This window comes from Streptomyces agglomeratus (assembly GCF_001746415.1).
Classification (GTDB): Bacteria; Actinomycetota; Actinomycetes; order Streptomycetales; family Streptomycetaceae; genus Streptomyces; species Streptomyces agglomeratus.
Genome location: NZ_MEHJ01000001.1, coordinates 3,101,681 through 3,114,800, shown reverse-complemented (window position 1 = coordinate 3,114,800; position 13,120 = coordinate 3,101,681). Strand labels below are relative to the sequence as shown.

Annotated in this window: 12 protein-coding genes and 1 pseudogene; 6 read left to right on the top strand and 7 right to left on the bottom strand. The window is 72.2% G+C overall.

What is annotated here, in order from left to right; translation table 11 throughout:
* Positions 1-44: 44 nt before the first annotated feature.
* Complete coding sequence (locus AS594_RS13125; RefSeq protein ID WP_069932928.1) at positions 45-1,148, bottom strand: hypothetical protein; 1,104 nt, start codon at positions 1,146-1,148, stop codon at positions 45-47.
* Between the two features lie 69 nt (positions 1,149-1,217).
* On the opposite strand from AS594_RS13125, the gene AS594_RS13120 reads away from it, so the two are divergent.
* The gene (locus AS594_RS13120; RefSeq protein ID WP_069932929.1) at positions 1,218-2,363 is read left to right on the top strand and encodes a cystathionine gamma-synthase; all 1,146 of its coding nucleotides are present in this window, start codon (positions 1,218-1,220) and stop codon (positions 2,361-2,363) included.
* A 66-nt stretch (positions 2,364-2,429) separates the two neighbouring features.
* Here the strand turns inward: AS594_RS13120 and AS594_RS13115 are convergent, their stop codons facing one another.
* The 3 genes and pseudogenes from AS594_RS13115 to AS594_RS13105 all read right to left on the bottom strand — a co-directional run bounded on the left by AS594_RS13115 (position 2,430) and on the right by AS594_RS13105 (position 3,743).
* Positions 2,430-2,681, bottom strand: a complete 252-nt coding sequence (locus AS594_RS13115; protein ID WP_069927216.1) for a hypothetical protein — start codon at positions 2,679-2,681, stop codon at positions 2,430-2,432.
* A pseudogene (locus AS594_RS13110) lies at positions 2,678-3,162 on the bottom strand (sigma factor-like helix-turn-helix DNA-binding protein). The gene AS594_RS13115 and the pseudogene AS594_RS13110 overlap by 4 nt, the downstream one beginning before the upstream one ends.
* Positions 3,163-3,194: 32 nt before the next feature.
* Entirely contained in the window at positions 3,195-3,743 is a 549-nt protein-coding gene (locus AS594_RS13105; RefSeq protein WP_069927214.1) for a MarR family winged helix-turn-helix transcriptional regulator, read from the bottom strand.
* A 149-nt stretch (positions 3,744-3,892) separates the two neighbouring features.
* Here AS594_RS13105 and ilvA point away from each other — a divergent pair, with 149 nt between their 5' ends.
* The 3 genes from ilvA to AS594_RS13090 all read left to right on the top strand — a co-directional run bounded on the left by ilvA (position 3,893) and on the right by AS594_RS13090 (position 7,093).
* On the top strand, positions 3,893-5,122 hold the full coding sequence (gene ilvA, locus AS594_RS13100) for a threonine ammonia-lyase (protein WP_069927213.1): 1,230 nt from the start codon (positions 3,893-3,895) through the stop codon (positions 5,120-5,122).
* 142 nt (positions 5,123-5,264) lie between these two features.
* On the top strand, positions 5,265-6,236 hold the full coding sequence (locus tag AS594_RS13095; protein ID WP_069932930.1) for an ATP-binding cassette domain-containing protein: 972 nt from the start codon (positions 5,265-5,267) through the stop codon (positions 6,234-6,236).
* Complete coding sequence (locus AS594_RS13090) at positions 6,233-7,093, top strand: ABC transporter permease (protein WP_069932931.1); 861 nt, start codon at positions 6,233-6,235, stop codon at positions 7,091-7,093. Before AS594_RS13095 ends, AS594_RS13090 begins: the two co-directional genes overlap by 4 nt.
* A 63-nt stretch (positions 7,094-7,156) precedes the next feature.
* On the opposite strand, the gene greA is transcribed toward AS594_RS13090, so the two are convergent.
* Together greA and AS594_RS13080 are read right to left on the bottom strand one after the other, a co-directional pair.
* Positions 7,157-7,654: a transcription elongation factor GreA gene (greA, locus tag AS594_RS13085; protein WP_069927210.1), complete on the bottom strand. Its 498-nt coding sequence runs from the start codon at positions 7,652-7,654 to the stop codon at positions 7,157-7,159.
* A 146-nt stretch (positions 7,655-7,800) separates the two neighbouring features.
* Positions 7,801-8,220 (bottom strand): DUF4307 domain-containing protein, encoded by a 420-nt coding sequence (locus AS594_RS13080; protein WP_069932932.1) that lies wholly within the window; start codon positions 8,218-8,220, stop codon positions 7,801-7,803.
* A gap of 97 nt (positions 8,221-8,317) precedes the next feature.
* Between AS594_RS13080 and mca the strand changes: the two genes are divergently transcribed.
* Both mca and AS594_RS13070 read left to right on the top strand, forming a co-directional pair.
* A complete protein-coding gene (gene mca / locus AS594_RS13075; protein WP_069927208.1) occupies positions 8,318-9,199 on the top strand; it encodes a mycothiol conjugate amidase Mca in 882 nt (293 codons plus the stop codon).
* Complete coding sequence (locus AS594_RS13070; RefSeq protein ID WP_069927207.1) at positions 9,192-9,500, top strand: hypothetical protein; 309 nt, start codon at positions 9,192-9,194, stop codon at positions 9,498-9,500. Before mca ends, AS594_RS13070 begins: the two co-directional genes overlap by 8 nt.
* 86 nt (positions 9,501-9,586) lie before the next feature.
* Here the strand turns inward: AS594_RS13070 and AS594_RS13065 are convergent, their stop codons facing one another.
* A complete protein-coding gene (locus AS594_RS13065; protein ID WP_069932933.1) occupies positions 9,587-12,904 on the bottom strand; it encodes a tetratricopeptide repeat protein in 3,318 nt (1,105 codons plus the stop codon).
* Between the last annotated feature and the right edge of the window lie 216 nt (positions 12,905-13,120).

The following is a 13,120-nucleotide window of genomic DNA, read 5'->3' as shown; positions in this document are numbered from 1 at the left end:
CCGGGACAACGTTCCGGCGCCGCCCGGAATTCCGCGCCGGCGGGTCAGCCCGGCAGGGTCGCCGGGCTGCCGCCGTTCGCCTCGTAGCCCGCGACCGCCAGCGCCCGGTACACCGCGTAGTCCGCCGCCGGGTCCGGGCTGTGCGTCCAGGGCAGCGCGCCGACGTGGCCGTCCACGTGCCGCAGCTGGTTCATCGCCTCCGACCAGCGTTCGGCGCGTACCAGGAAGAGGATCAGCAGGTGACGCACGTGCGCCAGCATCGGGTCGTCGGGGCGGGCGGCGTGCACCGCGTAGAGCGCGCCCTCCATGGCCTTCGTCACCACCGCGCTCTGGTAGAAGCCGTTCACGAGGTTGACCTCGGGCAGGTGCTCGTACACGGCGAACAGGGGCAGCGCCGCGAGCAGCGAGCCCTGCGGGGCGCGGGCGGCGGCGGCGGTCGCGAAGGTGTCGGCGGCGTTCCGGGAACCGTGCCACTTCTCGCTGCGGTAGCTCAGCGCGGCGAGGTGCGCGCCCATGTGGGCCGGCGCCCGGTCCAGGATCTTCGCCCAGAGCCGGTCGAACTCCGGCTCGGGGTAGGCCAGCCCGCGCGCGACGGCCAGTTCGACGATGTACGGAACGGGGTCGCCCGGCGAGAGCAGCGCCGCCTCTCCGCACACCGTGCGGGCCTCCTCCAGGATGATCCGGAAGTCGTCGGTGCCCGGCGTCGACGTGCGCCACGCCTGCTGCACCAGGAACTCGGCGTGCACCTGCGCGCCGCCCGCGTCCTTCGGCGACTCGGCCCGCCACGCCCGCAGCCAGCGCCCGCCCTCGCCCGGGTGCTGCGCCAGCTCCAGCGACGCGGCCCCGGCGAAAGCCTGCACGCGCTGCCAGCGCACCTCGCCCTCCTTGGGCGTCCCCGCGAGGAGCTGCGCGGCGGCCCGCCAGTCCTGCGAGCGCTGCACCACTTCCAGGACATCTTCCAGGTCCTGGTCCGGGCCCGGCATGCGCACGTCGAGCAGTTCCTGGCGTACGAAACCGTAGTCGGCCGGGTCGGCGGCCTCGGGGGAACCGGGCGCGACCAGGCGAATGCCGCCGCGCCTGCGCAGGACGACAGGGCCGATGACCGCCGCCAGCATGCACAGAGCGATCAGGAACCAGAGAATCTCCATGGCTCCATTGTCCCGGACCGCGCGGGGACGGCGGTGGGCGGAGGTGCGGACGAACTACGCTCGTGCCTCATGAGTGACGACCACAGCTTCGAGACCCTCGCGATCCACGCCGGAAACACCGCCGACCCCCTGACGGGCGCGGTCGTACCGCCGATCTACCAGGTGTCCACGTACAAGCAGGACGGCGTGGGCGGACTGCGCGGCGGCTACGAGTACAGCCGCAGCGCCAACCCCACCCGCACCGCCCTGGAGGAGAACCTCGCGGCGCTGGAGGGCGGCAGCGTCGGCCTGGCCTTCGCGTCGGGCCTGGCGGCGGAGGACTGCCTGCTGCGTACCCTGCTGAGCCCGGGCGACCACGTGGTCATCCCGAACGACGCCTACGGCGGCACCTTCCGGCTCTTCGCCAAGGTCGTCTCGCGGTGGGGTGTGACCTTCTCGGTCGCGGACAGCTCCGACCCGGCGGCGGTACGGGCCGCCCTGACCCCGAAGACCAAGGTGATCTGGGTCGAGACCCCCTCGAACCCGCTCCTCGGCATCAGCGACATCCAGGCACTCGCGGGCGTCGCGCGCGCGGCCGGCGTACGGCTGGTCGTCGACAACACCTTCGCGAGCCCCTACCTCCAGCAGCCGCTCGCGCTCGGCGCGGACGTCGTCGTGCACTCGACGACGAAGTACATGGGCGGCCACTCCGACGTCGTCGGCGGCGCGCTGATCGTCAATGACACGGCGCTCGGCGAGGAGCTGGCGTACCACCAGAACGCGATGGGCGCGGTCGCCGGGCCGTTCGACGCGTGGCTCGTGCTGCGCGGCATCAAGACGCTCGCGGTCCGGATGGACCGGCACAGCGAGAACGCCACGCGTGTCGCGGACATGCTGACGCGCCACCCCCGCGTCACCCAGGTCCTCTACCCGGGGCTGCCGGAGCACCCCGGTCACGAGACCGCCGCCAAGCAGATGAAGGCGTTCGGCGGGATGGTGTCGTTCCGCGTCGAGGGCGGCGAGGAGGCGGCGGTCGAGGTCTGCAACCGCGCGAAGCTCTTCACGCTGGGTGAGTCGCTGGGCGGCGTCGAGTCGCTGATCGAGCACCCGGGCCGGATGACGCACGCCTCGGTGGTGGGCTCGGCGCTGGAGGTCCCGGGCGACCTGGTGCGGCTGTCGGTCGGCATCGAGTCGGGCGACGACCTGCTGGCCGACCTGAAGCAGATGCTGGGCTGAGCGGGCGCGGGGCGCCGGGCGCGGTGGGGCGGGGCGGGGCGGCCCCCACTCCCACCCGCCCGGCTGCTACCAGCCCTCCAGCGGGGGTGCGATCTCCGACGGTGGCGCCACCCACGGCTGCTCCACCGCCGCCCACACCACGAAGGCCACCACCGCCGACGCGAGCAGCACCCACATCAGCCGCCGCGCCAGCATCCGGCGGCGCAGCAGCCGCGCGCCGCGCTCGGCGGCGTGCGGGCCCAGGTCCGCGGGGACCGGCGGGTGCGCGCCCTCCAGCATCCGCCGCACCTCGTCCTGCTTGCGGTCGGGGAGGCTCACGGCGCCGCCGCGTCCGGCTTGCTGCGCATCGTGGCCACCGCGCGCGTACAGATCGCCCTGACGCGCTCGGCCGGCAGCCCGATCTGCGCCGCCGCCTGTTCCTCGGCGACGCCCTCGTACAGACGCAGGACGAGGATCAGCCGTTCCTGCGGCGTCAGACGGTCCAGCACCCCGCCCCGCGCGGCGGGCCTGCCCCGGTCCGGGACGCAGAGCCGGCCGTGCTGCCGGTAGCGCCACGCGCGAAACGGGCGGCCAGCTCCTGCCGCGTGCGGTCGTACGGGTCCTCGCCGCGCAGCCGCTCCCAGTCCGCGTACGTACGGGCGAGCGCGGCCGTCACCAGCCGCCGCGCCCGCGGGTTGTCGTCCGGCGGCTCGGCCGTCAGCAGCGTCGCGGCATGCAGCAGCCGTCCCGCCGCACCCGCGACGAACGCCTCGAACTCCCGGGCCCTGCGGCGGTGCCGGTCCGCCTGCCGCTCTCGCACGCCCTCATATCAGGCCAGGAACGTGCCTCCGGTCAAGAGGTCGGAGGCACCTGTGAGCCGGCCCCGGCGCCCTCGGCGCCCTGCTCCGTGCCGGCCTCGGTCCCGGCCGCGCTCTGGCGGGCCGACAGCGCGGAATTGAAGCGCGTGAGAAGCGTGCAGAACGAATCCCGCTCCTCCTGCGTCCAGCCCTCGGTCACCTGCGCCATCAGTTCGCGCCGCGACGAGCGCACCTCGTCGAGCCGCGCCTGTCCGCGCGGCGACAGCTGGAGCACGACCGCGCGGCCGTCCTCCGGGTGCGACGTGCGCTTGACGAGGCCCGTGTCGACGAGCGGCGCGACCTGCCTGGTCACGGTCGACGAGTCGATGCCCATGCCCGCGGCCAGCGCCTTGACGCCCATCGGGCCTTCCTGGTCGAGCCGGTTGAGCAGCAGATAGGCCGCGCGGTCCATGGAGTTGCGGACCTGGCCCACGCCGCCGAGCCTGGTCTGCTCGGCGCGGCGGGCGAAGACGGCCACCTGGTGCTGGAGGGCATCGAGGAGGCCGGTGTCCGGATCAGTCGTCATGTCCTGGGAAGTGGGCATGGCTGGGGGCTCTCTTCGTGCGGTGGTCGGTTTGGTGGGGGACAGAGTACGCGGGTGGCAGCGGGTGCGTACCGGCGCTGCGAGAAACGGTGGGAAGGCCCCTCGGACCCCCGCGACCGTCCCGCCGCCGAGCTGCCAGACTTGCGGGCATGAGCTTCCGTACGTCCGACCCCTTCCGCAACCTCATCCTCGACGACATCCTCGGGGCGCAGAAGATGCTCTCCGGTGTCGCGAGGAGCACGGCGATGGAAGGCAGCCGGCATCTGTCGAAGCTGGTCGGGTCGCCGGTCCACCTCAAGTGCGAGAACCTCCAGCGCACCGGATCGTTCAAGCTGCGCGGCGCTTACGTACGGATCGCCGGGCTCTCCCCGGAGCAGCGCCCGGCAGGCGTCGTCGCCGCCAGCGCCGGCAACCACGCGCAGGGCGTCGCGCTCGCCTCCACCCTCCTCGGCGTACGCTCCACGGTCTTCATGCCGCTCGCAGCGCCCCTGCCGAAGGTCGCGGCGACGCGGGAGTACGGCGCCGAGGTGCGCCTGCACGGCCAGGTGGTCGACGAGACGCTGGCCGCCGCGCAGGACTACGCGGACCGGACGGGCGCCGCGTTCATCCACCCCTTCGACCACCCCGACATCGTCGCCGGCCAGGGCACGATCGGCCTGGAGATCCTGGAGCAGTGCCCGGAGGTACGGACGATCGTCGTGGGGGTGGGCGGCGGCGGGCTGGCCGCCGGGATCGCGATCGCGGTGAAGGCGCTGCGCCCCGACGTGCGGATCATCGGCGTACAGGCGGCGAACGCGGCGTGCTATCCGCCGTCGCTGGCGGCCGGGCGGCCGGTGTCGGTCGACACGGCGCAGACGATGGCGGACGGCATCAAGGTCGGGCGCCCCGGCGACGTGCCCTTCGCGGTGATCAACCAGCTGCTCGACGGGATCGTGACGGTCAGCGAGGACGAGCTGTCGAGCGCCCTGCTGCTCTGCCTGGAGCGGGCCAAGATGGTCGTCGAGCCGGCCGGGGCGAGCCCGGTCGCGGCGCTGCTGAGCAAGCCGGAGTCGTTCGAGGGGCCGGTGGTCGCCGTCCTGTCGGGCGGCAACGTCGACCCGCTGCTGATGCAGCGCATCCTGCGCCACGGCATGGCGGCGGCCGGCCGGTACCTGTCGCTGCGCCTGCGCCTGACGGACCGTCCGGGCGCCCTGGCCGCCATGCTGGGGGTGCTGTCGGTGGTCGACGCCAACGTGCTCGACGTGGGCCACGTACGGACCGACCCACGGCTCGGGCTCACCGAGGTCGAGGTGGAGCTGCATCTGGAGACGAAGGGCCCCGAGCACTGCGCCGAGGTCAGGTCGGTGCTGCGCGACGCGGGGTACACCGTCATGTCGTAGGTCCGCGGGTTCGTCGAACCCCTCCCCAGGACGCGATGTATCGCGTTACGGTGAACACCTCGTGCTTCAGCTTCGCCGGGCAGGACAAGTCCGGCAAACCTAAGATTCGCGTAGGAATTCGCCCTAACCCGGGGGGCCCGCAATGCCAGGCGCCATCCACGCCGAAGGTCTGGTGAAGACCTTCGGCGACGTAAAGGCTCTCGACGGTGTCGATCTCGACGTCCCGGAAGGCACGGTCCTCGGCCTCCTCGGCCCGAACGGGGCCGGCAAGACCACCGCCGTGCGGGTACTGACCACGCTGCTCCAGCCGGACAGCGGCAAGGCGGTCGTCGCGGGCCTCGACGTCCTCAAGCACCCCAACGAAGTGCGCCGGTGCATCGGACTGTCCGGCCAGTTCGCCGCCGTCGACGAGTACCTCACCGGGCGCGAGAACCTCCAGATGGTGGGCAGGCTCTACCAGATGTCCGCGAAGGCGTCGAAGGCACGGGCCGAGGAGCTGCTGGAGCGCTTCAACCTCGCCGACGCCGCAGGCCGTACGGCCAAGACCTACTCCGGCGGTATGCGCCGGCGGCTCGACCTCGCCGCCGCCCTCGTCGTCAGCCCGCCCGTGATGTTCATGGACGAGCCGACCACCGGACTCGACCCGCGCAACCGCCAGCAGCTGTGGGAGGTCATCCGGGAACTCGTCTCGGGCGGTACGACGCTCCTGCTCACCACCCAGTACCTCGAAGAGGCCGACCACCTGGCCCACGACATCTGCGTCATCGACCACGGCCGGGTCATCGCCCGCGGCACCTCCGACCAGCTCAAGGCCCAGACCGGCGGTGAGCGCATCGAGGTGGTCGTGCACGACCCCGAGCACCTCGCCACCGCCGACGAGGTCCTGCGCACCTTCGGCAAGGGCGCGAGCAAGACCGAGCTGCACACCCGCCGGATCACCGTCCCGGTCACCGGTGGCGCCAAACTGCTCGCCGAGGTCATCCGCGAGCTGGACACCCGCGGGGTCGAGATCGACGACATCGGGCTGCGCAGGCCCACCCTCGACGACGTCTTCATCTCCCTGACGGGTCACGCGGCCGAGGTCGCCGAGGAAGAAGCGGAGGCCGCCAAGTGAGCGCTGTAACGGACACCGCACCCGGCCCCAGGGCTCCACAGCCGCGCGGCGGCCTCGTCCAGTCGGCCACCGACTCGCTCGTCATCGCCAAGCGGAATCTGATCCGGATGGCCCGGATCCCCGAGATGGTCGTCTTCGGGCTGATCCAGCCCATCATGTTCGTGGTGCTGTTCACCTACGTGTTCGGCGGCTCCATCCAGGTCGGCGGGTCCACCTCCGCCTCGGCCTACCGCGAGTTCCTGATGGCGGGCATCTTCGCCCAGACCGTCACCTTCGCGACCGCCGGTGCGGGCGCGGGCATCGCGGACGACATGCACAAGGGCCTCATCGACCGCTTCCGGTCGCTGCCCATGGCCCGCGGGGCCGTCCTCACCGGCCGTACCCTCGCCGACCTCGTGCAGACCGCGCTCACGCTGGTGGTGCTGGCGATCGTCGCCGTCGTCGTCGGCTGGCGCGTGCACGAGAACATGGCCAAGGTCCTGCTCGGCTTCCTGCTGCTTCTCCTGCTCGGCTACGCCTTCTCCTGGATCGGCGCCCTGATCGGCCTCTCCGTCCGCACACCGGAGGCGGCGACGTCCGGCGGGCTGATCTGGCTCTTCCCGCTCACGTTCATCTCGAACGCCTTCGTCGACGCGAACCAGATGCCGCCCTTCCTCCAGCACATCGCCGAGTGGAACCCGTTCAGCGCCACCGTGCAGGCGTGCCGCGAGCTGTTCGGCAATCTGCCGCCCGGCTTCCAGACCTCCGACGCCTGGCCCATGCAGAACCCGGTCCTCGCCTCGGTGCTGTGGTCGGTGCTGATCCTGGTGGTCTTCCGCACCCTCGCCGTGCGCAAGTACCGCTCGGCGTCGGTCTGACCGTACGCACGCACGAAGCCCCCGGCCGGGACGTCCCGGCCGGGGGCTTCGTTACTGTCCTGCTCAGGCGCGGTACGGCGTGGCTTCGAGGATCGTCACCGAAGCCTTCTTGCCGTTCGGCAGCTCGTACTGCGCTTCCTCGCCGACCTTCTTGCCCATCACGCCGGTGCCCAGCGGGGACTGCGGCGAGTAGGTCTCGATCTCGGAGCTCGCGTACTCGCGGGAGGCGAGCAGGAACGTCATCGTGTCGTCCTCGTCGCCGTCGAAGGCGATCTTGACGACCGTGCCGGGGGCCACGACGCCGCTGGTGGTGGGGGCCTCGCCGACCTTCGCGTTCTCCAGGAGCTGGGTCAGCTGGCGCACACGGAGCTCCTGCTTGCCCTGCTCCTCCTTGGCCGCGTGGTACCCGCCGTTCTCGCGCAGGTCCCCCTCTTCGCGGGCAGCCGCGATCTTGCCGGCGATCTCCGTGCGTGCGGGACCCGACAGGTACTCCAGCTCGGCCTTGAGCTGGTCGTACGCCTCCTGGGTCAGCCAGGTGACGCTTTCGCTGGTCTGGGTCACAGGTGCTCCTCGTCGGTACTTGGAATACAAAGCAAGCATCGCCCTACCCAGAAGGATGTGCCTCCAGGGGCGGGCGAAACCACGAGCCTAACAATTCAGGCGGAAAAGGGGGAGGAGGAAAACGGCAAGAGACGGATCTCCGCAGGTCAGCCGGTGGAACCGCCGTCAGCGGTGCAGCCTGTCAGCTCAGTGCTGGTGGCCCTGGCCGTCGTACGGACCGTATAGATCTCGTCGATGCGCGCGGTGCCCGTCCGGTCGATACGGACGTCCCTGCGGCCCACCTCGGCGCCGTCCTCGGCGAGTGAGCGCAGGGTGCAGGTACCGGTCGCGTCCGCCTTCTTGCGTACTTCGAGGTGGACCTTCACCTCGGAGTCCGAGACCGTGGTGAACTTGATCAACTCGGCGCTGATCTTCTGGCCGGTGACGTAGTCGTAACCGAACCAGGCCGTCATCGCCAGCAGGGCGGCGCCCAGCACGGAGCCCACGATCTTGAGCTTGCGGTCCGCGCGCTCGTCCGCCGAGCGGCCGTAACGGCCCTCGGGCAGGTCCTGACGCACCGCGCTCATGATCGTTCCTCCTGGGTCGGGAACTCCGGAATTTTCCGCCCCCTGATTCGGTCACTATAGAAGCCGCTTATTGCGCCGAATCACTGAGGATCGAGTCTTGACTGAGCAGCTGCGACTGATGGCCGTTCACGCCCACCCCGACGACGAGTCGAGCAAGGGTGCGGCGACCATGGCCAAGTATGTGTCCGAGGGGGTGGACGTGCTGGTCGTGACCTGCACGGGGGGCGAGCGCGGTTCCATCCTCAATCCCAAGCTCCAGGGCGACAGGTACATCGAGGAGCACATCCACGAGGTCCGCAAGAGGGAGATGGACGAGGCCCGCGAGATCCTCGGCATCCGCCAGGAGTGGCTCGGCTTCGTCGACTCCGGCCTCCCCGAGGGCGACCCGCTACCGCCGCTGCCGCAGGGCTGCTTCGCCCTGGAGGACATCGACGTCGCGGCCGGCCGGCTGGTGAAGTCCATCCGTGCGTTCCGCCCGCAGGTCATCACGACGTACGACGAGAACGGCGGCTACCCGCATCCCGACCACATCATGACCCACAAGATCACGATGGTGGCCTTCGAGGGCGCTGCGGACACCGAGAAGTTCCCCGAGGCGGAGTTCGGCCCCGCCTACCAGCCGCAGAAGCTCTACTACAACCAGGGCTTCAACCGGCCGCGCACCGTCGCGCTCCACGAGGCGCTCCTGGCGCGCGGCATGGAGTCGCCGTACGGGGAGTGGCTGGAGCGCTGGAAGGAGTTCCAGCGGGCGGAGCGGACGCTGACCACGTACGTTCCGTGCGCGGACTTCTTCGAGATCCGCGACAAGGCGCTCATCGCGCACGCGACGCAGATCGACCCGGACGGCGGCTGGTTCCGCGTCCCGATGGACGTCCAGCGGGAGGTCTGGCCGACGGAGGAGTACGAGCTGGCCAAGTCGCTCGTCGATACGTCCCTCCCCGAGAGCGACCTGTTTGCGGGCATCCGCGACAATGCCTGATGTGAACGTAACCCTGGCAATGACGCAGTTCGTGCCGCTCGCCGCGGACAAGTTCGACAAGAACAAGGTGACCCCGGGTGTTCTCGGGTTCCTGGTGTTCGCGGCGCTGGCTGTCGGCGTGTGGATGCTGATGAAGTCGATGAACCGGCACATGGGCAAGGTCAACTTCGAAGAGGCGCCGGACCCGGCCGCGGAGCGGGAGAAGGTGGCCGCCCCGGCTTCCGGCTCCGCTTCCGCCGCCGGTTCCGCTTCGGCGCCGGCCCCGGAGGACCCGGCGGGGGACCGCCCCAAGGACGTGTAGGGCCGGAGAGGGGCGGGGGACGGGCCCTGCGGGGGGCTTGTTCCCCTGCCCGTCCCTCCCCGGCACCGGCGCGCCCCGGTGCGGGCTTACCCCCGCGCCGCCCCCACCGGCACCCCCATGACCTCCCGCGCATGCCGGTTCGGCACCATGCCGAGCCGCCATGCCTGCCAGCCCTCCGACAGGTCCACGCCCCGTTCCAGGACCAGGCCGTACGCCTCCGCGCAGTCCTCCAGCTTGCCGTCGCGGGTCGGGTGGGCCGCCGCGATCAGCTGGGACAGCTCCTCCTGGGCCACCGCGGTGCCCACCTCCGAGCCCCCCGGCGAACCGAACGGCAGCAGCGTGCAGCGCAGGAAGCGCGCCCAGTCCGCGCCGCGCCGGTCGTCGTACGACATGAAGAGGCGCACCGCCTGGTCGCACAGCTCCAGCGCCTGCGCCGGCCGGTTGTTGCCCGCGTCCACGATGGCCAGCTCCAGGCACGTCCACGCCTCGCCGTGCGCGACCCCGATGCGGTGGAAGTCGGCGCGCGCGTCCACCAGAAGCTGACGTGCGAAGCCGGAATTGCGTAGATTGCCGGTCTGTGCCGCCCGCTGGTCACGCGTGACGCGGCCCGAGTGGTGGCGGGCGCAGGCCAGCCCGTACACGTCCCGCATCCGCGAGAACATCCCGCGCGCCCGCTCCAGCTCGCGCACCGCCTGGTCCGTGTCGCCGCGCTCCTCCAGCGCCTGCCCGAGGTAGTACAGCGTCCACGCCTCGCCCCGCGCGTCCTCCGCCTCCCGGTGGCGCGCCAGCGCCTGGCGCAGCCGGTCGACGGCCTCGGACGCGTCGCCGTCCACCAGCCGCGCCCGGGCCAGCTGCGTCAGCGCCCACGCCTCGCCGCGCCCGTCGCGCGTACGCCCGTACAGATCCTGCGCCTCGCGCAGCTGCTCCTCCGCCCGCGGGACGTCGCCCAGCCGCAGGTACACCTGGCCGAGCTGGAAGTGCGCCCACGCCAGCCCGTGCAGGCTCTCGCTCTCGCGGTGGAGGACGAGGGCGGTGTCGAGGTGGGTGACGGCGTCGGCGAGGTTCGCCCGGTCACGTTCCACCGCCGCCAGCGCGTGCAGCGTCCACGCGCGGTCGGCGGCCAGCTCGTCCGACGCCTGGAGGGCGAGCGCCTCGCCCAGCTTCGCCGCCGCCTCCGTCAGGTTGCCCTGGTGGTGGAGCGTGATGCCCAGCGAACACAGGGCGCGGGCGGCGCCGGCCTCGTGCTGCGCCTCGAAGTACAGATCGACGACCGACGACAGCGTCGTACGGGCCTTGTCCAGCTCGCCGAGCTGGCGGGCCGCGATGCCCGTACGCCACTGCACCGACCGCACCAGCAGGCCCTGGCCCACGGCCTGCGTCAGCTCGCTGATCTCACCCAGGCGGTACAGGTCGCCGCGCAGCAGGCAGTAGTCGCACAGTGCGCCCAGCAGATTCAGCACGGCCTGCTGGTCGACGCCCTCCGCCTGGCGCAGCGCCGCCGTGATGAAGCTCGACTCGTCGTCCAGCCAGCGCAGGGCGGCGTCGAGCGAGGTGAACCCGTGGGCGCCGAAGTGGTCCGCCCGCGTCGACGTCTTGCCGTCGACCAGGCGGATCACCGCGTCGGCCAGCTCGCCGTAGTTGCGGATCAGCCGCTCCTGCGCCGCCGCCCGCTCCGCCGGCTCCTCCTCGTCGAGCAGCCGCCCGTGCGCGAAGGCCCGTACGAGATCGTGCAGGCGGTAGCGGCTGCCCCGGACGTGGTCGATCAGGCCCGCCTGCGCCAGCGCGGCCAGCAGACGCTGAGCCTCGTGCTCGTCGGTGGCCAGCAGCGCCGCTGCCGCCGCCGCGCCGAGGCTCGCCCGCCCCGCGAGCGCGAGGCGGCGCAACAGGCGGCGGGCCGCGTCCGGCTGGTCGGTGTAGCGCAGCCACAGCGCCCGCTCCACCGGATCGACCGGACCGTACGCCGCGAGATCCGCCGCCAGCGCACGCGGGGTCCGCGCGCCGAGGGAGGACCCCGCGACGCGCAACGCCAGTGGCAGCCCGCCGCACAGCTCGGCGATCCGGTCCGCCGCCTCCGCGTCGTACGGCCCCTCCTTCTCCTCGGCCACCCCCCGCAGCAGCTCCTCCGCGCCCGCGGTGTCCAGCGCCTCCACCGGCAGCTGGTGCACCCACGCGGGGAAGTCGGCGGGCAGATCGAGCGGCTCGCGGGCCGTCACCAGCACCAGGCTGTCCGAGCGCTCCGGCACCAGCGTGCGCACCTGCGCCGCGTCCGAGGCGTCGTCCAGCACCACCGTCACCGGCAGCCCCGTCAGATGCTGGTGGTACAGCTCGGTCAGCCGGCGCAACTGCTGCTCCCGCGAGGAGCTTCCCCCCGCTCCGGCCCCGGCTCCAGCTCCGGCTCCGGCCCCAGCTCCGGCTCCGGCTCCGGCTCCCGATTCCGCTCGGGCAGGGGAGACCCCGTTCCGGAAGAGCAGCTGCTCGCGCGGAGCGCCGAGCCGGTTGAGCAGATGCAGCAGCGCCTCCCGTGTCGACAGCGGCGTCTCGCCCGCCGCGTCACCGCGCAGATCCACCACGCACGCGCCCCGGAACTGGTCCCGCAGGTGATGCGCCGCCCGCACCGCCAGCGTCGTCCGCCCCGAACCCGGCGCCCCGTGCAGCACCACCACCGTCGGCCGCGTCTCCGTGCTGGCCCGCGCCGCGTGCACCCACTGCGCGATCTGCCCCATCGCCGTCCGCCGCCCCGCGAACGGCCCCTCGGGCTCCGGCAGATGCGCGAAGGACTGCTCCAGTACGGACCGCCTGCGCGCCGCCTGGCTGCGGTCGGCCCCGCGCAGCTGTCCGACGACGGCGGCCTTCTTCGCCGTACCTGTACGCCCGCGGGTGGCGGCCAGCAGGACATGCTGCTGGTCCAGGAACGGCCGTATCCCCCGTACGTCCAGCGCCGTCAGCCACTCCAGCCTGAGCTGCTCGGAACCGCCGGACCGGTCCGGCGCGCCGGCCCTGCGGTGTGCGGCGGGCCAGTGCGAGGCGGTGATCCTGGCGACGGTGGCGGCGGCCCCGGCGACGGCGACGACGGCGCCGGCGGTGAGCGCCGTGCCCGCGCCCGTACCGAGGGCCAGGTCCGCACCGAAGGCGGCGACTGCGGCAACGGCCGCGACCAGGGCGGGAGTTGCGAGAGCCGGCCCGCTGAATCGTTCCGCCAGGGACTGCTGCCCGGCCCGCGCCTCGTCCAGCGCCCGGACGTAGGCGGCGTACTCCTCCCCGGCCCGCGCCGCGATCTCCTCCAGCGCGTCCCTCCCGCGTGCCAGCAGCGCCTGACCGTCGACCCGGCCGCCCGACCGCCGTACCTGTTCCTCGACGGCCCGTACCAACAGCCGCTCGGCTTCCGCCCGGTGGCTGTCCCGCATGTGCGTCCCCCTCCGACAGCAACGATGTGCGGGACAAGTGTCCTGCTTGACGCGCGTCAGCGCGAGAGTGAGCACCTTCGGGACCTCGGAGGACTTCCGTAGCGCGAATCCCCCGGGGTGAACGACCGGGGCCCGGGCGGACCCGGTGGCCTCGCCCGCACATGCCGCCCGAGCCGGGCTCGCGGGCTTGTCGCACGCGGTGAGGCAGGATGGGAG